The following is a 20,338-nucleotide window of genomic DNA, read 5'->3' as shown; positions in this document are numbered from 1 at the left end:
TCAAAACTCCGCGAGACTCCGGTTCTGTGCTGGTGTCGTCGCTCTCCCAACCTGGATGAGTTCGAACTGCGCCAGATTGACATCGACGGCTTCGCCGATCTGGTTCCGAAGCCCGTCATCCAGCGATGCGACCTCGATTGCCGTTAGTGGCCGCTGAGTCAACGCGTAGCTGCTCGCCAACCCCGTTGGTCTGATAGCGAGCACGGAATTGGATGGTGCGTCTCCGAGCGCACACTCCGCATCTCGGTGGGTGTAAACTCTCGCCTGTAGCTCTTCCACCGGCAGCAACGGAGCCGCGTCCCCGTAGTCGAGATATCCGCCCGCATCAAAAAATTCCCTACGATCATCAAATCATACTAATTAATTACTTCTATTTATATCTTGTGCTGGCCAAAGGATTATTCGCTGTGAAGCCGGGGGCTGGGATAATGGGACGAGACCTCTACGTCTGTACCGCGGGTAATCTCGCAACGCGGTCGATTGCGTCACAATCACCGGATGCCACGGTCAATGCGACCACTGACTGGCTTGACTCGGAGGGATATGATGTTGCACCTGTCATCGACGGTGAGACAGTTGTCGGATACGTGGAACTCGAACACCTGCAGGATGTAGCGGCCGACGATCAAGTTGCAGCGCATACGAACCCAGTAACACTCGAGGAGGTCATCAGTACCGACGCCACGTTCGATGAGGTACTCTCGGCACTCTACGAGGAGCCTTTTTACTTTCTGGGCGGACGGAATCGGCTGACGGGTATCCTAACGCGTGCCGATCTGAACACATCGCCCGCGATGATCCACCTCTTCGATCGCATCACATTACTCGAAGAGCGCTTCCGTGAGCTCATTCTTGACGAGGCCCCCCACTGGAAGGAACGTGTACCCCTCGATCCGAATGTGGTAGAAGATATCGAAGAGAGACACGCAGACGCCCGCCGATCAAACATCGAACTCGATGAAATCCATTACGCCCAGTTCTCGACGCTTGCGACGATCATCAGCAATATCGAGGCCTGCTGGGACGCATGTGGCTTTTCGAGCGATCACCGAGCGTCGAGCCAGCTCGACGATCTGACCGAGTTGCGAAACTCCGTTGCTCACTCGCAATTGATAATCCAGCACACTGGCGAGGGGTTGGGAAAGGGGAGAACGATCGGGAAAGTCGAACAGACCTACACGACGCTAACAGACTGTCTGGACGCCCTCTAGACGTGACTATGGACAATCTCTGAAATATTCTCGAAGACTCACTGCCTTCGAGAATTCCAGAAGTACCGATCAGACCATTTCCTACGCAGGTTTAGCGAGCCATTCGTCGAGAGCGGCCGTCAACGCCCCCTCGAACTGCCAGCTAGCCCGCTCGAAGGCCTCGTCGGTCGGCCCATCCCAGCGCGGGAACGCAGAGTGACCACTCACCTTGACGGTCCACTCGGAGGGGTCCTCGAACGGGTTCCGGGTCGGGAGTTCGACGACGTAGAGGTACTCTTCGTCGCCGTGGATGCCGTCGGCCGGATTCTCGACACCGTGTCCCAGCAGGAACAGCGGCTGGTCGAGATGCCCCATATTGTCCGGGTCGAGGAGATCCGAGGGTTGGTCAGCGTGGATGCTCCGGTCACGCCCTTCATCCACGTAGAGGGTCATCGTCGAGAGCGTGTCGAGGAACAGGAACTGGGCAGCGGCGTACGCAGGCCCACGCTCTGTTCGTGTCTCGTCGAGCAACTCCTTCAGCTGGACAAGGTCACGGAGGACGCTGTCGGGATAGCCGTCCGAGTGTCGGTAGATTTGTGCGATGCGGTCGGTTTCGGCCTGTTCGTCTGCGGACTCGCTCCGTTGGATGAATCGGAGTTGACTTCGTGTCGACATCGATCACCGCCGGCGCGTGTGCGCCGGCACCCATCGCCGGCGCAGAAACAACCTCTCCTGAATCGAGTGGGGTCTCTGGGATCTCGACGAATGGCTGTTACTGGACAACTTAAACCCGGTTAAAAACGCACTCCGAAATTCGCAAGAAGGCAGTCGGAGGGGGTCCTTGCTCGGAAACTGATGCTGTTCCAGCCCAAAGGTATGCGTATGTCATCGGAGTCTGAGAGGAGCTCACCGCTCCCCGATCCGGATGAGATTGCCAGGCGGGCCGAACGACAGCGTAGTCTGTACGAGGAGGCCGCCGAGAATCCAGACCGGGTGGTGCCAGCGATGTTCATCGAAGACTGCGCCCGGTGCGAAACGCTCGCTGACAAGCGGCGTCGTGAGGGCTTCTATAAACACTTCTATCGGACACTCCCTGACCGAGAGACAGCGGAGCTATCCAGCGACGATCTCCCCGAGGAGATTCAGTCTGCTGTGCCCGTTCATCGTGCAATCGATGATACGACTCTCGAGGACGAAAGCGCGGACGTGGCCTCCGTTTCGGAGTTATGGGAGCAGATCGGTACTGGTGAACACCCGGGGAAGCTGTGTCAAGCTCCGCTGGTCCACTATATCGACCGTGAGGACTGCTATATCCACGCAGAACCAACGCGGGTCGGCTTCAGCTATGGTCTCCCCGTATTCGTGTACAAACGCCGGCAATCGGACAACCACTACGGAGTCTTCTTCTCCAGTGAGAAGGCGTATCTGTGGCTCTGTGGGTGGATTCTTCACGCAAACGGATTCTTCGACCCGAAAGAGTTCATCCCATCACTCTACTTCTTGAAGGCCTCGGACCCATCCACAGTTGCCCCTGAGCTGGTGTCCAAAACAGAAGATCTCGTGTTTCGTAACGGATTCCCCGGTGTAGACGCGCCCGAAATCACAGACCTGCCGGACGGGGTCAATCTGTACCAATTCCCGTACAGCAAGGACACATATGCGGATCAGTTTGCTCGGTGGCGCCGTCTCTACTTCGACGAGCGAATCCCTCGTGGATGCGGGTCCTGCGACGTGTGTCGGACGTAAATTCACCGCCCTAACGCGCGCTCTACGCCAGGTGCGACACCTCAGATGGTTCCTCGACATCGTCGAACTCTCCACGCTCCACAGGTTTCCAGTCCTCACCGGGCTCTGGACTCCACCAGTCGACCTTGTAGGCGCCCGGTGCGCCGAGGATCTTCACGCGGGCCGACTCATCAGGCAGGTCGCGACGTAGCTTCTCGTCGACGTGGAGGTTCCAGGTCGTGCTTGTATCGAAGCAGGCGAGCACGGCCTCCTCGTAGCCGCGTGTCTCTCGGGATTCCTGGAGTTCGACCTGGGTGTTGCAGTTCTTGCAGAACACCCCCTCGAAGGGGATGTGAGTGAAGACNCCTCGTAGCCGCGTGTCTCTCGGGATTCCTGGAGTTCGACCTGGGTGTTGCAGTTCTTGCAGAACACCCCCTCGAAGGGGATGTGAGTGAAGACTTCCTGCCCGCAGACGGGGCACCAGAGGAACTCGAACAGCGCCTCACTGTGTCGGTCAAGTACTTCGAGACTCATTGGTTGACTAACCCGGTTGTCCCGGGCCACCACCTCGTGCCCGGCCGAAAAACAGCACCCAGCGCTCATTCACTCACCGTTCGGCGCCGTAGACGATGCGTGAGGGGGCTTCGTACCCACAGTTAGGGCAGTCGTACCACCGCTGGACTTTCGCCCCGTCTGCCGCCTTCTCGCCGACGCGAACGTCGTCGTTCGGACACTCCGGGCAGTTGAGGTCCGGTGCGGGCCGCTCCCGGAGCTCGTCACGGAACGATGTCGCATCCTTCGTCTCGTATCCCCGCGACCAGACCGGGTAGCCGTCGACGAGAATCACCCCGCGCCACTTGTACCGGTAGGAGTCCGGCGCACGATGCAGCACGGCTCGCGCACCGGTCTCGGTGTTCCGATACGCGAGTGTCGGCGAGCGGCTCTCGCGTCGCCAATTGGTGATGGGAGGCATTATCAGAAGTGGACGTCAGCGGGTACGATCCAGAGCTCTTCACTCTCCTCGAGGAGTCGGTCCAGCTGTCCACGGTGGCGAATGCCGGTGCCGTGTTCGGTGTACAGGAAGATTGTCGGGCCGTCGTACGCACCGACCTGGTGGAAGGCGTGCCGCGTGAGGTCCTCGTCGCGCATGATCCCCTCGTTGGAGAGCTCCTCGATGGCCTCTTTCACCCGTTCGAGGTTGCGCTCGAACTCCTCCTTCGTCGCCTCCCAGCCACGCTCGAGGAGATCCTGGCCGTCGTCGGAGTCGACTGGGGCTGCAGTCGGCAACTCTCCCCATCGCGCCTTCCCCGCAACGGACGTATCCTCCTCGTCGAAGGTCACAAAATAGTCGAATACTGCGCAGGAATGCGGCTCAACGCCGACTAATCGATTGAACACCGTTTTCCCCGCAGCCAGTGCTTCGTTTTTTGTCGGTGTCTCGACGAGCGCGTAGATGACTATATGCATCTGAACCACTCCAACGCCCGTCGGTACAGTCACCGACGCGCGCCATTCTCTTGCTGGTGCGGATAGACGACTACTGAAGAAACGGATAATTCAGACTCTCTCATGTAATAGGTTTCAAATCCGGAACGTTGTGGTAGATCTGTTCAGTATAGAAAATATATTCAACAAATCATACACTCGAGAGGGGCGTAATGTAGCGTTCAATCGCTAGGATATACTAACAGATTTAAATAATATTTGAACGTATTTTCACCGGTACTTCTACGTCGGTGGATTTTGACGAGCAAGATATGCCCCTAGATGATGGAGATAACTCGGAGAAAACGAGCTCCTCGATAGTCGACAAGGCTGAATCTGCCGCCACACAAGCTCTTACTGAAGTTGATTTAGAAGTCAACCTCTCAGAAGACACGCTCATTAGTATGTATGAGGCTGCGGAAGCCGTTGAAGACTCCCGTAAGACCATTCGAGATTCTATTGATTGGAGAAGCCTCTATAATGCGGTTGAGTCGTATCTTGAGGAAGTTGCAGAAGTCATCGTAAACGATATTGACGGGTTGGAGTCGCCGGAAGATTACGACCCTAGCGAAATAACGGTCACTCCCATAGCGGAACAATTCGCTAAGAACTCAACAGACAGTTTGATTGATGAGCTTGAATCCGGTGGATATAGCGATTTAAATGTATACCTTGACCGACTCAAGGCTGGCCGACAACATACCAGAGATGCAGATTACGGTGCAGCCACTTTCTACTTCATTAGTGTGCAGGACGGGCTTATGTCGATGCTGTGTGACTACTTTGGTTTCTCCACCAACTCTGATGGATACTATGAACGGTCAGATAAGGTAAAGGCGTTCGCGAAGGCCTACGACAACGCAGGGTATGACGGAATAGAGACAGGGGACATCATTCCACCATATCAAGATTTCTACGATCATCGGAATGCTATCGTTCATGGTTCTCCGACTTCAGCGCATCTTGATAGAGATATAGCGCTTCTATCGATGCTATTCTTAATGCTGACTCTAGATGCGGCAGTTTCCGAAATGGCTTAGCGGCTTGTAGAAGGCTCGGGAGACGCGCGATCCCAATATGTCGGACATCAATTCGCTCGCCGATTTGTTGCCACTTATTGTATTCCACCATGGCTGACTCTCGGACATCGCTGTATTTGCGCTGTGTATCGAACACCGGCCAAAGAACATCACGTTCTCATTACACACTCGGCGCATCCAATACGTACGACAGTCTGTAAGTCATATGCCGCAGGCAGTGGTTTCAACGAGGCTTGGCTTGACAGCTCTTCAGCGTTTGAGAGCCATCAGAGTAGGAGCGTTATCAGATATTTCAGGATCGTACCAAATATAGCCTTCCTTCAGATTGTACTTCATGATGACAAAGGAGTACCCATCGGATTGGGATACTCGAAGAAAGGATGTCTACAGTTGTGACGAGTACACCTGCCAAAACTGTGGTGCCCGTGGCGGCCAAGTCGGAGATGCCGAACTTCACGCTCACCACATCGTCCCGAAGAGCAAAGGTGGCACTCACAACAAAANCCTGCCAAAACTGTGGTGCCCGTGGCGGCCAAGTCGGAGATGCCGAACTTCACGCTCACCACATCGTCCCGAAGAGCAAAGGTGGCACTCACAACAAAAGTAACCTCATAACGGTCTGTAAGGAGTGCCACAACTCAATTCACGGTAGTAACATGGCCCCTTCCAATACTAATACGCAGCCTGATCATTCTTCTTCGCTTTCTTTCCCCCTCTCAGAATCTAACTACCCTTATGCAGTATCTGACGAAGTGGATCTCGGGAACCATCTTGTTGAAAGTGTTGACACTATTGAGTTGGTCGCTGATAATCTGGAAGAATTAGCCGAACACGCAAAATTTTTCGCTACGCTTGATGACGAAGACGAGACTAATCAACTCCAGGCAGCTTTTTCAGAGGCAGAGGAGAGCGTAAATAGAGAACTGGGGTCTTTCGAGGAGCACGTCATGGCAACCCGCGAAACCACTACATCTGAGACATCAAATAACTACGGAAAACTATTCGATGAGGCGTCTGAATTCATCGACGCAGTTCGATCCTATCGAGATTTATCAATCCGTGTTAAGGATGCTCGAACAATCGAGAATGCCGATATCGCTGATCTCGACGTGATTAGTAGTGACGTGGAAAACACTGCTGAGAAGTACATCGACACTGTCGAAGACATCGTTGCTGATCTTCTGAAAACAATTCGTGATGAGATATCCTATATTGAGGAAAAGTCCAAGCCATTCGCTAATCGGCCTGATCATTGCCCAGTCTGTGGCGAAGAACTCAATAATACAAATTTGTCATACTTCAACGGTGATGTAACGATAGCAGTCTCACGCTGTGGCGATTGCCGAACAGAGTGGGCTGCTTCACCCAGCAATATAGAAGTCGTCTCAAGCCCATACGACATCGAAGGCTTCCATGTCGTGCCTGATGCTCTCAAAGCGGGATACGAAAAAGGATATCGCCTTCCTGCTAATCGAGAGCAGTACGATGAACTAAGTGATCAATATAATTCGTCGAAATTAAAAGTCGTGATTTCGACTATTATTCTCTCTCTGGTCGCAACTGGCCTCGCCTACGTACTCGGGAGCTTCTTGCTTTTCATCGGTTCTATCTTGCTCATTCTACTGATATCACAGCATATGTTGACTCAATGGGTTCCTCAAAAGATTCGTACCGACAAGATGTGACTAACTAACTGCGAGAGCACATTTGCAAGTAAACTGAGTAGCTATTTCAGCAAATAATCCTTGAAAATCTACCCTCTTAGTCCAATAGTGTCGATATTCCTGAATTGGGTAATCCCCTTGACCTCGTCAAACGAAACGTATTGACATCCATCTCCTACCGAGGCCCCCTCTACCCTGGACGCGGAGGTCCACGAAAGTGACTTACGGGTTTATGCGCAGTTCGTTGGGATTTGTCCCGATCTCAGGGGTGTCTGTGGTCGAACGCCACTCGTGATTGTTCACGAGCCTACGTGGGGCTCACCCATTCTGTCCCCTGAAAAACAGCAGCTGCCACGAAACAGATCGAACTAGGAGTGGTTCAGACTCGCCTTCTCGAAGGGTGATTCCCCGGTCGGAATGAGCAGCTCCTGTTGGTCTCCGACTCGCTCGGCCAGCTTCCGTTTCAGGTACTGTCTCGCCGTCGACGACGTGAAGACGCCTTTGTCGAGCATATCGCCGACGACGTCTTTGAGGGCCGCGAACTGCCCCTGCAGGTGGCCGTCACCGACCGGCTCGCCGTCGTACCAGCGCACCGTCGCGAGCGCGCCGTTCCCGACTGTCTCTCCCTGTTCGACCGTCTCCGAGTCGTACTGCAGCCCGAACCACAGCGTCCGATAGGCGGTTACTTCGAACGTCGTCGACACCACGAAGAACGCCTCGTGGTGGAGGTAGTCGAGATGGTCAGCGACGATCTCGTCGAGGGTGAGCCCGGTGGCGCGGGGCTTCGGCTCGACGACCGTCGACGGTCGATCCTCTTCGGCGAGGTAGCCGTCGACCGCATCTGCCTCGAGGCCATCGGCCAGCTCTGCGAGGAGCTGTTTCGCCCACTTGGAGTCGGTGTCGTCGCCACCGAACGGCGACTCAGCCGAGATTCGGTGCTTGAGCTTCAGGTTCGCTGCGCCCCAATGGCTGTAGTGGAGCGTGTACTGTCCGTCTGTACGTTCGTACGCAACGAGTGCGCGGTGTCCCATCGAGCAATCACCTCACGGGGCGACCGCAACTGGATCGCCCCGCACCCCTTCCGGGGGACGAACAACGCTACTCGTCGATCGGGTCGGGGGAACCGAGGTCCGCGTGGAGGACTTCGCCCTCGCGAACGACGTACCGCTTGGCCAGGACTGGGAAGCGGCACTTGGTGAACCCCGCCGTCTGGATATCGAATTCTTCGTCGGCTTTGAGGTGGCCGGCGAGTTCTCGCAAGAACTCGTGGGTCACGATACCGCCCTCGTAGTCCGGGAGGCCGTTCTCCCGCGCCTCGTACACCTCGAAGTCATCGTACCCCCAGATGGTGAGCTCTCCCTCTTCGGTAACCTCCCAGTCGAGCGTCCCAAAGCAGTAGCTCTCACAGAGCTCGCGGATTGCCTGTGGATCCGATACAATCGCGCCGGTCGACGTCGTCGCAGCTTGCAGTGTCGCCATGTCTGGACTTCACGGGGTCGCCCCCGTACCCCTGTCGGGGGCGAAAAACAGACGCGAGAGGTGTCTCCCGAGGCGTGGTCGGCGCCTCCAGTTAGGAGTCTGCGTGGGCGTCCGCCCCGGCTCCGTCGGCCGGCCGCGTGAGAAGGCTCACCTCTTCCAAGAGGTCTCTCGCGGTCTCGACTCGCTCTCGATCCGCGGCGTCCAACCGGTCGACGTCGAGTCGGTTGAGATTGCTGAGTATACGATGCATCTGGTACCCTTGTTTGAACTCTTGCTCCATCGGAAGCGCCTCACCGCTCGCCGGCGCGGAAAGACTCCCCATCGAGACCAGCGTCTGGCTTGCAGGAGTTCGCGGCCTTAACCAACGGACCTCGACACTCCTCGCAGGGTGTTGGTTAATCGACGGCTAGCACTGGCCCTACTCGAGACTGGAGCCGTAGCGAGCCGAGCCACACACCTGGCACTCCCAGATGGGTTGTCCCGTCCAGGCCTCATCCGGGACCGACTCGTGGGTCTTGAATCGATGGTCGGTCGCCCGTCCACAGGTTTGACAGTCGAGTTCTTGCGTAGTCGGTACCGACGACACTTGGCGATCAGCCGCAGCCTCGCCAATAGATTCGGTCAGCGCCATCGCTGGAACCAGCCACACCGCGTCGTCGGCGTCGTCGAGGATGTCAGTGAGCCGCGACGCGTCGCGGATGCCGTCCCCCCGCTGGTCGTAGAGCCGCGTCGGGGCCTGATCCTGACGCTCCGACGCTCCCTGCCCGTGCCACCCAGCCCGGTCACGGGCAGCACTGAGAAGCCGCTCACCCTCCTCTGACGACACCTGTACCGCATCGGGGAGTGAGGGCCATTGCTCGACCAGCTGGCGCGCCGGCGCCTCGTCGAGGTCGTAGATGAGCGTGTAGTCGTCGACGGACGGATCCGCCTCGTTGGCGGAGAGGAGGTTCGCAGCGGCGCCGCCCTTCGCGACGGCGCCGTAGAACGTCGTCGACTCGACGACCAGGTGGACGATGCCGAGAAACGTCGTCGATGCTGACTCGTTCGTGCTAGTGGCGTCACTTCCGAGATGGTTGGTGAGACAGAACCGGCATTTCGTCTGGCCGTCTGGGACTGACTCCCCACACGACTGGCACTCGCCGTCGGTTACCGTCGGCGCATCGGGGTAGCCACCAGAGCTCGTCGCGACGCGTTCCCGCCGAGGGGCACCCTCACACCCGTCGTCCAGCCTCGTGTCCGGAATGTGGGACGCCTCGCCGGTCGGCCGCAGTTCCTCAAAGTCGGAGTAACGACCGTTCATAGAGCTGTCTACAGAGAACATGGCTCGTCTTCGTGTTTAAATCGTAGCGTGGATAGAACGATGTGCAGTACAGACGGAGAGACAGTGGACTGCGTCAGGCGACCTGTTCCTCCAACGTATCCCGGTGTGCCCGAACAGTCGCCCTCGAGGCGTTCGCCACGTCCGCGGCCTCGGACTGCGTCAGCCATCGGCCCTCCTCGCGACCGGCCTTGTAGAGACAGGCCGCTGCGAACCCAGCCGGATGGACGCCCGTCGTGACGCCGCGCTCCTCGGCCTCCTCCGCGAGGGCCCGGGCCCGCTGTCGGATCTCGTCCGGACACTCGAGGTCCGAGGCGAGGCGCGGTACGAACATGCTGGGGGAGACGGGCTCAGCGGGAAGGCCCAGCGCTTCGTTCAGCGTTTTGTACGCGTTCGTGACTCGAGACTCCGCGACGCGGGCCATCTCGCTGACGTCGTCCACTAACCGCGAGCGGCCGTTACACCGGCAGGCTCCGTACACGCTGGCCGCGGCGATGGCCTCGATGGATCTGCCACGAAGCAGATCCTCGTTCTGGGCGCTCCGGAAGAGCTGGCACGCTTGGTCGCGAACCGAATCGGAGAGCTCGAGGGCACTCGCCAACCGACGCACTTCGCCCAACCCGTGTGCGAGATTCCGTTCTGCTTTCGACCGCCAGCGACCACGGGTCTGCTCACGACGCATCCGCGTGAGTCGCCGTCGCTTCTGCCCAGAGATCTCGTTCCCCTTCGCGTCGGTACCGCGACCGATCTCCGTCGACAGGCCGCGATCATGGCGGGCCGCAGTGAGTGGAGCACCCGTTCGCTCGCGCTCCTCGTCGTCGTACGCCCGCCACTCCGGCCCGTGATCGATACGCTGTTCGTCGATGACCAGGCCACAGTCCTCGCAGACCGTTTCGACCGCGTTCGTGGTGACTCGGCCGTCGCACTCGGGACACTGATTCGCACTCGATTCCGTTTGGACGTTTTCGTCGAATCCGCTCTCGTAGATGTCTCTGGTTGCCATCGTTCTCACCGTGTTCAGGGAACCCGCCAGTACAGCGAGCCCCTCGCCCATTTAGGGGTCAATAAACGCTATTGCGTACGGGCCTCGGTTCAGCTGGATTGGAGCTCAGGCGATAGTTCTTGAGTCACTATTGTCCCCCCCTCTACAACAGAATCGAATAACTACTCCGAAAATTATATTCTCGATAGAAGGAACCGATGTAGATAAGAATGGACAATGACAGCTCCAATACCCTTCGAACAAAAGCTTGGAGCTTCATCAAAACACGTTGGGTCGAGCTCCTCGGCCTCATCTTCCTCACCGCCATAGCAATCGACCTCGCCGCCTATGCCGGAGAACAATTCGTAAATGGCGTCACATCCTGGGCCAGCACCAATGACGGACTCGCCTCACTAATCCTCTCTGCCGGCCTACTCTTCGCCTACCTCCTACAATTCCGAACCCAAGACCGGCAACGAATCCTGATGGACCAGCAAAAACACATCATGGATGCCGGATACACCCCGCTCATCGGCGTCACACAGCAAACCATCGAAGACCAAAGCACCGACCCCGAAACCTCCGAGACCGAAGCACTCGAACTCACAGTAGTCAACCGCGGGAACTCCCTAGCCATTCGTCTTCAGTTAAGACTCACACCTCGGTTGTGTAGCGGTAGCGAGCGTCTCTTGTAAGATCGGTCGCTGCTTGTGGATCTTNCATTCGTCTTCAGTTAAGACTCACACCTCGGTTGTGTAGCGGTAGCGAGCGTCTCTTGTAAGATCGGTCGCTGCTTGTGGATCTTTTGAGCGTCTTCGGTCAGTCGTTCAAGCAGCGGCGGGGGTGAGTAGCCGAGATACTCACCGAGTTTGTGGAGGAAAAGCTGGGCGTGCGACCGGAAGGTCGCCGCCCAGCGCTCTGTCGGAAACACGAGCTCATCATCCGCCTGCTCAGTCACCAGATCCAATAACTCGCGGCTTACAAGCAGCGACAGCAGTGCTGCGTATAGTAAGATCTTCATCACGTGTTCGTCGCTCGTGTTGAACTCATCCAAGTTGTACTGCGTCTTCAGCTCACGGAACAACAACTCAACTTCCCACCGACATCGGTAGATCTGTGCTAAATCAGCCGGGAAGAACTCTTTTCTCACCAAATTCGTCATGTACAGATGGTAGTCGTCGGCGTCTTCGTCGCGGACGCCGACGACGCGGAACCGCTTCGTATCCAGCGACTGCGTCCCGTTGTACGGTCCTCTTTTGAACTCGACTTCGACCTCTACATCGATGTACTTCCGGTCGAGATCGTCGAGAACAGCTCGGAGCTGCTTGCCCTCTAAGGGAATGGCGCGGCCGCGCCATTCCCGTAATTCCGACGTAATCATTGGGTTCGCGTTCTGTTTTAGCCTACTCACGAAGTAGCCGTCGTTCTCGTCGATCAGCGCAAACCGGCGGTACTTGAAGTAGGCGAGATCGAACAGCATGAGGCGGTTCTCGAGCCACGGCCCTGTCTTGAACAGCGTGCTATCGTGTGCTTTCTCGTCAGCAGTATCGATCCGTTCAATCGTCTGCTCGGTGGCATTGTGGAGCAGGTGGAGCTTCGCTCCAGCCTGCTCCTCGTGGCGGGCTTCGTACTCGTTGGAAAGGAACTCGTGCAACCGCAACACCGTTCCATCGGCGATCATTACATCTCTGAATCGGTCGATATTAGCGTCAACAGCGTCGGGAACAGCGACCTCGTCGAGACCGTGCTCGACGAGGTCGCGGAGGTACTCCGCAAGCGTCGGAGTCAACCGCTGATGAAACCCACTCGGTGAGATCGTCTCATCGGCAGTCGAGTTGTAACAGCGTCTAAACCCGGCGAGTGTTCGGCTTTCGCCTGCGGCGAAGCCGAACACGAATGTCCAGACGAAGGCAGGAATCTGAAGCTTTCGGTCACGTTCGACCACGCCGAGTTCCTCGGCGTGCTCTTTGAGGAACTCAGAGGGAAACAGTGTAGTGAGCCGACGCATAATTCGAGATGAGGAGTCCTTGTCGTGCACAGACTGGACTTCCTCATTCCTTCCGAAAGATGTCCCGATAAGCCACCGCAGTTACACGGTTTCTTGCTTAACTGAAGACGGATGNCAGACTGGACTTCCTCATTCCTTCCGAAAGATGTCCCGATAAGCCACCGCAGTTACACGGTTTCTTGCTTAACTGAAGACGGATGACTCCCTAGCAACAGACCTCCAACTCCACTTTCTGATCTCCTACGACACCGACAACCAACGCTACACGAACCACAGCGACCCACTCAGAAGAACAGAAAACGGAGTATGGTGGAGTTCCGGATCCGGCGGCAGCATATCCCCCGAAGAAGACGAGGTCGAGTTCTCCATCCCAGCGAAAGTTACCGATACAAAGAACGGTCGATCCGAACCCGTGGACATCGCAGACTCCATCGACGACATCTTCGAAACAGAAGACGACATCGACGAAATAGAAATCGCAACACAACTCCACTACAAAGACGCCAAAGGCAACCAGAAAGAAATCGACCTCACAATCTACACCATCAAATCATCCAACGGAGACGCGGATTTAAAACTGTCCTCAGCCGCCAACGAAAGAGCCGTCAGAAACTCCAAAGAATCAGACAAAGTCGACACCATCAAAGCCTGAAAACCCGTCATACCCTCCCCCATAAGCCATCATGCATCTTTTTGACCCCAGCGGAAAGAGTCTCGCCTAATGGCAGTCCGCACTCCCTCCCCAAATACCACAAAAACCACAGGTTAGCCCTCCTACCACTATGAAACCAAACTTGGAAAACCTGACCGGTGAAGATATCGACACCATCGTCGGGGAGCTTGTGGACTTCGTAACACGCACCGACGAAGAGATATCTGAGGAAAAAGAGCAGAAAACGACGAAAACCCCGGAGCTGAAGTTCTTCATCGCCCGCGGCCACGAATACGAACTCGGCAATCTAGAAGAGATTGTGGAAACCCAGCTCCGAGATGAATCCCTGAAAGACTACGAATACACCTTCTTTGAGGAACATCTGTTCGAAGAACAAAAACTGAACGAGGACACCTCCTACGTCCGGATCAGCACACCGGAATACGACCGGCACGATCACTTCATCTTCTACCTCAAGGATAGCTACCTTCGGGTCTTCACAGTCGAACGACGTCACTGGACCAAACGAACCGTCGAGAAGTTGATCCGGTACCTCCCCTCGCTGGACAGAGTCTTTCTCTCCTCAGAAGACCTCGTCGACATCGTCAACAAAGTCGAAGGCGACGTAGACGGATTCACCGCAAAATACGACACCGTCTTCGACGATCGGGATATGAGCATTCAGCTCCACGGCGGAGAACAACATTATCTCACGGACTTGGAAGAAGACTACGGGGTTCAACCCACCCGTCTTGAGTTCAACAAAACGAACAGCCCGAGAATCGAGGGAACAGCCAACCGGGACGGATATGGATCGATCCCCCGAGTCCAACAGTCGGAACCCGGCTTCGGGAACGACACCACATTAGAACTCACAAACCAGTACGTCAAAAAGGACCAGGAGAACTTCGAAGTCGAATACGCTCCGAGAAAACTGTCCTACAAGGACGAGCAAGCTATTCAGGAGATCTCCGACTACGATATAGAGGACTCGAAAGACGCTCCTGAACCCGCCGACGATGACACCCCGGATTCAGTAGCCGTCGACGGCGGATTCTCTATTGAAGGCTACACCACTGTCGAACTCGTCGAACACATACCGAATAAAAAAACAGATCCGGACCAGGAATCCCCGTCGTTCGAGCAACTAGTGGCGGGGCTTCGAGAAAACATCCTCGACAAAAAACACCGGTACGACTTCTCAGAGTGGGAAGAAGGCAACTTTTTCGTCTTCGACGGAGAGCGGAACGAACCCTTCGAAATCACGATACAAGGCAAGAACATCCTACTCCATGCTAAGGCAACCACGACAGCTGACAGCCTCAGCGACTTCTATTCCATTATCCACAACGAACTCAGCACTAACTATCAGGTGAAGAAGCACTCGGAGAAGATCTCAGTCTAACCATGGGATGGCTGGAACAAAAAGAGAAAATTAACGCCCTGAACCTCTTCCATTCAGCCATAAAAAGCGATACCAGCAACCGAGGGATCGCGTCCCGCGGTTTCAAACTCGTCGGCCCATTTCTACCCGTTCCTGACAACCGGAACGACGTGTTCACACGGCCAGAATTTACGTTCTACAGCGGCGACACTATCATCTTCGTCAATGTAGAACCTGACAACCAAGTCACCGAAGAACACCGCCGCCGAGCAGAAGCCTACCAACGATTGAACTTGGAGGCTGTCGAGGACTTCATCCGGAAGAAAGGTCGAGCAGGGGAAGTTAATCTCTCCACCCGTGACCTCAATCATTTCGAACACCATCTTGTCTTCGATAAAGACGCTGTAGAGTCAGCTAAAGCAGGTGGACCGGGTGCCGATATCTATGACGACATCAAGGACAAATGCGGTATTCTATCTCAAAGCAGAGGTGGAGAACTCCGCTTCGAAGACGGATTAGCACAAGACGACTCCTTCCACAGTATCGTTTCCACCGGGATCAACCTGCCTCCGACACCGAGCAAAGAGTTCCTTCTAACCGGAGAGATCAAACCTGAGAGCCTGGCAGTATCGCTTGCCCAAGTCATCCTGCCGGAGCAGTTCAAACACAACGAGACCGTGAAGATGACTCCTCGTAGGGTGCCTCACTACTATGATCGAGATATGGATCTTGAAATGGTGAGGAAGACTCTGGAATACCTTCGGCATAGAGGCACGTGCGACGACATCGGGAAATACGAGTACTCGTTCAGTCGCGAAGAAATCTCCGAGCTCTATGATGTGGAAGACCATCTCCGCGAAATTACTGTTCAAGAGTATTTGGAGAAGCAGGGCGGGAAGCAGGTCTCTATGGCGGATTACAGCGACTAAGAATCTGCATGATCTATGTTCTCGACCTACACCGATGCTGCTGAATTCGTTCCGGCAACCCGACTTTCCCACAGACCGGGCACTCCTGCAGCGGCGTCGGTGGTTGCCGCTTCCATTCTTCTAACGCGGCTTTGAGGTGCTGCTGGACAGCGTCCGATTCTGCACGGGTTAATGCCTGTATCAGATGCATTCGTAGCCGCTCACGGCTTGTCGTTGAATGCTGGTCGTTCATAACGAGTTCCGGAGGACGAAACAGATTGCCCTCCAGGCCTCCTGAGGGCGGAAAAACATCTCCAGATGTAGATTCACCACAAGTCAATCGCAGATATGGACCAAGGGTCTGGGGGAGTTCTAACGTGGTTGCTGTCTATGAATGTCGAACATCAGGCTGTAGTGGTGAGATCTGCTCCCATCGAGCGTGATGCTCAATACAGAGCGTGACTGCATTATCGAGTGCATTCGCTTGCTCATAGTCAATCTCACCGGTTTCGTCTCTGAATGACCGCAGCGGGACAATATGGTGGACGTGGAGGTCACGTCCGTATTGGTTTTGGTGGCTTGCTCGTGTGTGGTCACAGTTCGGTCGCTGACACTCGAACCCATCTCGTTGTATCGCTCGTTCACGCTGCTGACTCCATTTTGGCCCATACCACAAGCACTCCCGCTCTTTGCCACCGACCCACCGCGGATGGTCAGAGCCACGAAACGGGGTATGTGGCTCGTAACCTGCCGTCGTGATTGCTGCATCCCACCCACCGAACTCCCGAAGATAGCCCTTGATCGAGTATTGGCCGTGTTCGTCTAAATCAGCAATCGCTGGGACGTGACCGAGCTCCTCAGTGAGTCGATGAATTTCTGCAAGAAGTTCTTCTCGTGGGATTTCCTCGTTGTGTGGTTCGAATCCAGCACTCCGTAGGGCGTCGTTCCAGCTACCAAACCGCTTGCTGGCAGTTTTCCGCGAGTACTTTCCGTGGTTGTTCATCTCGTCGACCGTTGGTGGATGGCCGAGCTGATCAGCAAGCGCCTGAATGGCTTCGATGATCCGGTCTTTTGGGACGTTTGTGGGGCGTTTGACTTCGAGATCTGCTGCCCGTAGCGCGTCATTCCACGTTCCAAAGTGGCTCAGATACGTACTTCGCGAGTACTCTCCCTCGGTGTCCATCTCACTCATCTCCGGCGGATGCCCTTTCTCGGTGGCAAGCCGTTGGAGTTCGGTTATCAAGTCCTCTTCTTGGCGATCATCGCGGTGATACCACGAGATATGTCCGGCTTTCTTGCTCCCTGTTTCGAAGTCTTCCCCACAGAATTCACAGACGTACTCATGCGAATCATTGGACATGGTTGATTCAAGAGCGCGATGTTGTCGCGCCCGCACCCCTCTGGGGCTCGATAAACCCGCTCGGGTCGCGCATCCCTTCCCGCGGTTTCCCGGATAAATGTTGGACTGGTGCGTAAGGTCGTGGCTGCGCGCGCAGCGACGGTAGGAGCGAGCACGGAGCGGAGGGTGGGGCGGTGGGTTCTGGGTCGGTCCGGCACACAGCAAAAAAGAAGGCAGCTCCGACTGGCTATGCTTCCCACCACCGGCCGCGCTCCGGGAAGTGGATGATGCTCCACCCCGTCACGGCCACCGAGACCCGGCCCTCGTACCAGTTCGTGGCCGCTTCGTGGATGCGTACTTTCTCGCCTTCCTCGATCCACGGCGCGTCCGATGCCTTCCAGATCGTCACCTTCGTTTGCCCACTCTCGCCCGCGATCAGTCCGACTTGCTGGATGGCCGGTGAATCACTGTCCCAGAGGGTCTTCACACGGCCTTCGATCGTGACCGTGCCGCGATCGACGTCCTCGAGGGCGTCGATGGGCACGGTGCCCCCTGGGGCCGTCTGCAACTCCTCGAACACCCGCACGACCGCACTCGTTATGTCCGTGCCGTCGACGACCGCTTCGGCTAGGCGTCGACTGACCGCCGCACGCGACCAGCCATCCAACCGCGTCGCGAGTCGGTCTGCCTCCGTATTCACTGTCGCCAGTTCATTCTGGGAGAGCTCCGCTCGGGGATCATCCCGTTCGGGGTCGGCCATCGGGTCCACGCTCGCGGCACGCTTTTGAAACTTCCGCCGGCGCTTCGTGCTCCCTTGCGCGGCGACCTCCCGCGTGCGCTGCTCGCGACCGTCCTGCGTTCCCAGCTCGGCCGGGGCACTGATGCGCTCCAGTTCGGCTTCCCGCGCCCGAATGCGCTCCTCCTGTTCGAGGGTGACACCGTGAATCCGGTCCTCGCTCGTGTCCGTGATCCCGTCCGGGTGGTTCGCATCCACCTTCGCCTGCGTCTCCTGCTCGACCGCGGCCTCGAACTCCGGCGTCTCGTCGACGACCGGGAAGCCGTCCTCATCGACCGCCTGACCGCCCGCTTTCTCGAATGCCTGTTCATCCACCGTAACGACCTTGCTACTAGAGCTGTTACTTGACATTGGAACTTCACCAAGTTCCGAAGGCGCTCACGCGCCGACACCGCGATGCTCCAACATCGCGGTTTTCCGACGACAACGACCGACAGAACCATCTGCGCGCTCTCGCTCGCGCCTTCGCGAGCGCCCTACCGGGCGCGAGCGAGAGCGCGCCTGCATGAGGTGNTTTTCCGACGACAACGACCGACAGAACCATCTGCGCGCTCTCGCTCGCGCCTTCGCGAGCGCCCTACCGGGCGCGAGCGAGAGCGCGCCTGCATGAGGTGGCCCCAACCAGCACCGCGCGCCGACCCGCCCGGAGCGAGCGACCAGCGGGATATGCCCGCTCGTGTCCGGCCCGGACTGCGGGTCCGTGTCCAGTGCGACTGTCGCCGAGAACGCGCGCCGCGGTGTGGCGCGCGACAGCGCAGGCGGCACCAAGCGCTGGAACGCGAAAGCCCGCGAGGGGCGCAACCGACGGGGATACCCGCTGGCGCCGAGGGCACATGCACTTTAGCCCGGCAGCCCGCCCGCTACTGCAGGCAGGCAGCCCGGAATGGTCGGTCGCGAGCGACGCGGAGGGCGGCAGCGGCGAGCGGGGCGGGCCGCTACGTACACACCTGTTCAGCCGGCTACGTCGCTCGGTGAGCCATCTACCGTCCTGGCGGACTCAGAAAGGGCGAGGCCGCCTCGGTCGTCCCCCGACCCCGCAAGCACCGCAGGCACGAGGCGCGCAGCGGTGGTCGGGAGACATCGAGCGGCCGAGGGCTTTCGAGGGTCCTCTCCCACCGAATCAGATTAGCAACCAGTCAGCTGTTACCGGCGACCAAGTCCTCGATGAACCGGAACCCGTTCACGTACGTCACCGAGTCCCCGTACCCCTCGCTCGCGAGGACGGTTTCGGCCCCCTCGCCGGCCGCGAAATCGGTTGTGTAGATGTACACCTTGGTCGCCGTCCCCGCGCTGAGATGCTGGGCAGCGAGGGCGGCGAGGGCAGCGTCCGCCCGTTCAACTTCGTCTGCGGGCCGGTCGTCGGCGTTCGCGATGTACCGCTAGACGCCGTCCATTACCCGCGAGACAACCGGTTCGGAGAACTCGAGCGGCGCCGCAACCGTCGCCCAGCCCTCGTCGATCGCGGTGTCAATCGGCACTTTCTCGACATCGGGGTCGTCGACGGTCAACTCTTCGTACACCCGTTCGGGAAGGACGAAGGTGATGTCGTTCCGGCGAGCGAACCCCCGAACGGCCTGGTACCGACTGTTCGACGGCTGCCCCATCGCGACGAACAGGCCGGTGTCGGCGATGTGGAGCCGGCTCACGCGTCGTCGACCGTGTCGCCGTCGCCGACGTTCACCTCATCTAGAGATGCCCCAGTCTCCTCGATGTCGTAGTGCTCGTGGACGACGGGCCGCAGCGCCTGCAGAATCATCTCCGCGGCCAGCGGCGAGATGTCCAGGTCCTCGGCCATCAGCCGGTGGGTCACCTCGCCGCGCTCCCGAGCGACGGCGTAGGTGAGCGCCGTCGCGAGCCCGGCGACGCCGTGGCGGTCGATGTAGGTGTCGATGTCGGCGTTCGTCTCGCGACGGCCGACAGCGTCGATGAGCGCCGGCGTGATCGTGTACTCACGGTCACCAGCAGCCGCCGTCACGGTCAGGTCGATCGGGCGGGCGGCGTACCGACGAGGCTGCCCGTCGTCGGTGACGTCGACGACACCGGCGTCGACGAGCCGGTTGACGTAGCTGTAGGCGGTCCCCTGGGCAAGTTCGAGGTCGTCCATCACGTCCTGGACCGTCGCCTCGCCCTCCCGAGCGAGGTACGCATACAACTGAGCCAGTTGTGGCTCCTCGAGGAGGTCCGCGACCGAGAGGAAGTCGCGAACAATGTCGCCGTCGGCCCGGTTTGAAGTGCGTGACACGGTTCGTTCTTGATTACAGTTTACAGCGAATCAGTAAAGAGTGTTTGGGTCACTCCGCCGGCCTCGTGACGAGATGCTCCTCGAGGTCACGCGTCCAGTACNTCGTTCTTGATTACAGTTTACAGC

The 20,338-nt window shown here is 57.4% G+C and carries 22 protein-coding genes and 2 pseudogenes; 9 read left to right on the top strand and 15 right to left on the bottom strand.

The genetic code is table 11. The annotated features are described in order from the left end of the window. Complete coding sequence (locus C486_RS16340) at window positions 1-279, bottom strand: hypothetical protein (protein ID WP_206536980.1); 279 nt, start codon at window positions 277-279, stop codon at window positions 1-3. 104 nt (window positions 280-383) lie between these two features. Here C486_RS16340 and C486_RS16335 point away from each other — a divergent pair, with 104 nt between their 5' ends. After that, on the top strand, window positions 384-1,211 hold the full coding sequence (locus tag C486_RS16335) for a CBS domain-containing protein (RefSeq protein WP_206536979.1): 828 nt from the start codon (window positions 384-386) through the stop codon (window positions 1,209-1,211). Window positions 1,212-1,292: 81 nt separating this feature from the next. On the opposite strand, the gene C486_RS16330 is transcribed toward C486_RS16335, so the two are convergent. Beyond that, the gene (locus C486_RS16330) at window positions 1,293-1,865 is read right to left on the bottom strand and encodes a hypothetical protein (protein WP_008458043.1); all 573 of its coding nucleotides are present in this window, start codon (window positions 1,863-1,865) and stop codon (window positions 1,293-1,295) included. Between the two features lie 207 nt (window positions 1,866-2,072). Between C486_RS16330 and C486_RS16325 the strand changes: the two genes are divergently transcribed. Further along, window positions 2,073-2,936: a hypothetical protein gene (locus C486_RS16325; protein WP_241432523.1), complete on the top strand. Its 864-nt coding sequence runs from the start codon at window positions 2,073-2,075 to the stop codon at window positions 2,934-2,936. 22 nt (window positions 2,937-2,958) lie between these two features. On the opposite strand, the pseudogene C486_RS16320 reads toward C486_RS16325, so the two are convergent. From C486_RS16320 to C486_RS16310, 3 genes and pseudogenes are all read right to left on the bottom strand, one after another. After that, window positions 2,959-3,449 (bottom strand): annotated as a pseudogene (locus C486_RS16320) (DUF7567 family protein). 73 nt (window positions 3,450-3,522) lie between these two features. Next, a complete protein-coding gene (locus C486_RS16315; protein ID WP_008458037.1) occupies window positions 3,523-3,888 on the bottom strand; it encodes a DUF7568 family protein in 366 nt (121 codons plus the stop codon). 2 nt (window positions 3,889-3,890) lie between these two features. Further along, a complete protein-coding gene (locus C486_RS16310) occupies window positions 3,891-4,382 on the bottom strand; it encodes a hypothetical protein (protein ID WP_008458035.1) in 492 nt (163 codons plus the stop codon). A gap of 290 nt (window positions 4,383-4,672) precedes the next feature. Between C486_RS16310 and C486_RS16305 the strand changes: the two genes are divergently transcribed. The 3 genes from C486_RS16305 to C486_RS20505 all read left to right on the top strand — a co-directional run bounded on the left by C486_RS16305 (window position 4,673) and on the right by C486_RS20505 (window position 7,125). Next, a complete protein-coding gene (locus C486_RS16305; protein WP_008458033.1) occupies window positions 4,673-5,440 on the top strand; it encodes a hypothetical protein in 768 nt (255 codons plus the stop codon). Window positions 5,441-5,774: 334 nt separating this feature from the next. Further along, window positions 5,775-6,047, top strand: coding sequence for an HNH endonuclease (locus tag C486_RS22860; RefSeq protein ID WP_394295336.1), 273 nt, complete (start codon window positions 5,775-5,777; stop codon window positions 6,045-6,047). Next, complete coding sequence (locus C486_RS20505; protein WP_241432531.1) at window positions 6,007-7,125, top strand: HNH endonuclease; 1,119 nt, start codon at window positions 6,007-6,009, stop codon at window positions 7,123-7,125. The genes C486_RS22860 and C486_RS20505 overlap by 41 nt, the downstream gene beginning before the upstream one ends. 347 nt (window positions 7,126-7,472) lie before the next feature. Here C486_RS20505 and C486_RS16295 read toward each other — a convergent pair whose 3' ends face one another. From C486_RS16295 to C486_RS16275, 5 genes are all read right to left on the bottom strand, one after another. Further along, window positions 7,473-8,135 (bottom strand): DUF6735 family protein, encoded by a 663-nt coding sequence (locus C486_RS16295; protein WP_008458031.1) that lies wholly within the window; start codon window positions 8,133-8,135, stop codon window positions 7,473-7,475. A 67-nt stretch (window positions 8,136-8,202) separates the two neighbouring features. Next, the gene (locus tag C486_RS16290; RefSeq protein WP_008458029.1) at window positions 8,203-8,583 is read right to left on the bottom strand and encodes a hypothetical protein; all 381 of its coding nucleotides are present in this window, start codon (window positions 8,581-8,583) and stop codon (window positions 8,203-8,205) included. 91 nt (window positions 8,584-8,674) lie between these two features. Further along, the gene (locus C486_RS16285; protein WP_008458028.1) at window positions 8,675-8,863 is read right to left on the bottom strand and encodes a hypothetical protein; all 189 of its coding nucleotides are present in this window, start codon (window positions 8,861-8,863) and stop codon (window positions 8,675-8,677) included. A 138-nt stretch (window positions 8,864-9,001) separates the two neighbouring features. Then, the gene (locus C486_RS16280) at window positions 9,002-9,883 is read right to left on the bottom strand and encodes a biosurfactant protein 1 (protein ID WP_008458026.1); all 882 of its coding nucleotides are present in this window, start codon (window positions 9,881-9,883) and stop codon (window positions 9,002-9,004) included. A gap of 94 nt (window positions 9,884-9,977) precedes the next feature. Then, the gene (locus C486_RS16275; RefSeq protein ID WP_008458024.1) at window positions 9,978-10,904 is read right to left on the bottom strand and encodes a transcription initiation factor IIB; all 927 of its coding nucleotides are present in this window, start codon (window positions 10,902-10,904) and stop codon (window positions 9,978-9,980) included. Between the two features lie 209 nt (window positions 10,905-11,113). On the opposite strand from C486_RS16275, the gene C486_RS16270 reads away from it, so the two are divergent. Beyond that, window positions 11,114-11,578 (top strand): hypothetical protein, encoded by a 465-nt coding sequence (locus C486_RS16270; protein ID WP_008458023.1) that lies wholly within the window; start codon window positions 11,114-11,116, stop codon window positions 11,576-11,578. Between the two features lie 38 nt (window positions 11,579-11,616). On the opposite strand, the gene C486_RS16265 is transcribed toward C486_RS16270, so the two are convergent. Next, entirely contained in the window at window positions 11,617-12,891 is a 1,275-nt protein-coding gene (locus C486_RS16265; protein WP_008458021.1) for an IS4 family transposase, read from the bottom strand. A 412-nt stretch (window positions 12,892-13,303) separates the two neighbouring features. On the opposite strand from C486_RS16265, the gene C486_RS16260 reads away from it, so the two are divergent. The 3 genes from C486_RS16260 (at window position 13,304) to C486_RS16250 (ending at window position 15,856) form a co-directional block, all read left to right on the top strand. Continuing rightward, window positions 13,304-13,543 carry a hypothetical protein gene (locus C486_RS16260; RefSeq protein WP_008458019.1) on the top strand — a complete coding sequence of 80 codons (240 nt, stop codon included), beginning with the start codon at window positions 13,304-13,306 and terminating at the stop codon, window positions 13,541-13,543. A 130-nt stretch (window positions 13,544-13,673) separates the two neighbouring features. Then, a complete protein-coding gene (locus tag C486_RS16255) occupies window positions 13,674-14,948 on the top strand; it encodes a hypothetical protein (RefSeq protein WP_008458017.1) in 1,275 nt (424 codons plus the stop codon). 2 nt (window positions 14,949-14,950) lie between these two features. Beyond that, window positions 14,951-15,856: a hypothetical protein gene (locus tag C486_RS16250; protein ID WP_008458015.1), complete on the top strand. Its 906-nt coding sequence runs from the start codon at window positions 14,951-14,953 to the stop codon at window positions 15,854-15,856. Window positions 15,857-16,223: 367 nt separating this feature from the next. On the opposite strand, the gene C486_RS20495 is transcribed toward C486_RS16250, so the two are convergent. The 4 genes and pseudogenes from C486_RS20495 to C486_RS16235 all read right to left on the bottom strand — a co-directional run bounded on the left by C486_RS20495 (window position 16,224) and on the right by C486_RS16235 (window position 20,212). Next, window positions 16,224-17,195, bottom strand: coding sequence for a homing endonuclease associated repeat-containing protein (locus tag C486_RS20495; RefSeq protein ID WP_008458012.1), 972 nt, complete (start codon window positions 17,193-17,195; stop codon window positions 16,224-16,226). Window positions 17,196-17,421: 226 nt separating this feature from the next. Then, the gene (locus C486_RS16245; RefSeq protein ID WP_008458010.1) at window positions 17,422-18,321 is read right to left on the bottom strand and encodes a hypothetical protein; all 900 of its coding nucleotides are present in this window, start codon (window positions 18,319-18,321) and stop codon (window positions 17,422-17,424) included. 785 nt (window positions 18,322-19,106) lie between these two features. Continuing rightward, a pseudogene (locus C486_RS16240) lies at window positions 19,107-19,616 on the bottom strand (hypothetical protein). Further along, window positions 19,613-20,212: a DUF7437 domain-containing protein gene (locus C486_RS16235; protein WP_008458008.1), complete on the bottom strand. Its 600-nt coding sequence runs from the start codon at window positions 20,210-20,212 to the stop codon at window positions 19,613-19,615. Before C486_RS16235 ends, C486_RS16240 begins: the two are co-directional and overlap by 4 nt. Window positions 20,213-20,338 lie beyond the last annotated feature (126 nt).

Source organism: Natrinema gari JCM 14663, assembly GCF_000337175.1.
Classification (GTDB): Archaea; Halobacteriota; Halobacteria; order Halobacteriales; family Natrialbaceae; genus Natrinema; species Natrinema gari.
Note: the sequence above shows the minus strand (reverse complement) of the source record. Positions and strands in the feature narration are given on the sequence as shown.